We start from the raw sequence: 401 nt of genomic DNA, 5'->3' as shown, positions 1-401 counted from the left end.
GACTCTAGAACTTCTTTCTTTTTATCTTCTTTGAATTGGCATATTGCTTCGTTAAGTGTTAGGGGCGAGGTATTTAAACCTTTTATGTATGCTTTTTTTATGCTTTCTGCATTTGGGTAATCTTTAGATTTAGTACAAAAGTCATAATAGAACTCCCTTACTTGATATTTTATCGAATCAAGTACTTTATTTTCTATACTATTTCTAGGGGTTATATATTGGTTTTTTCCGTTCCAATTCTTCTTTAAAACTTTTAGACCTGTAGCCGAAACACTCGATCTGTCAGAACCTAGGACTATACGAAACTGTATAGATACTTCTTTTTTGTCTTTCAAATTCCTTGAAGAAAACGAAACTCTAGGAATTACGGGCTTTTTTATGGAATTTTCCATCGTATTTAT

General features: G+C 31.7%; 1 protein-coding gene. It reads right to left on the bottom strand.

From position 1 onward, the window contains the following. Positions 1 to 392 (bottom strand): hypothetical protein (locus NH26_RS25675; RefSeq protein ID WP_199880310.1); only part of this gene is annotated, 392 nt, incomplete at its 3' end. Between the last annotated feature and the right edge of the window lie 9 nt (positions 393 to 401).

Origin of the sequence: Flammeovirga pacifica (assembly GCF_000807855.2) — a bacterium.
GTDB classification, from domain to species: domain Bacteria; phylum Bacteroidota; class Bacteroidia; order Cytophagales; family Flammeovirgaceae; genus Flammeovirga; species Flammeovirga pacifica.
This window is presented reverse-complemented; position numbering and strand designations above follow the sequence as displayed.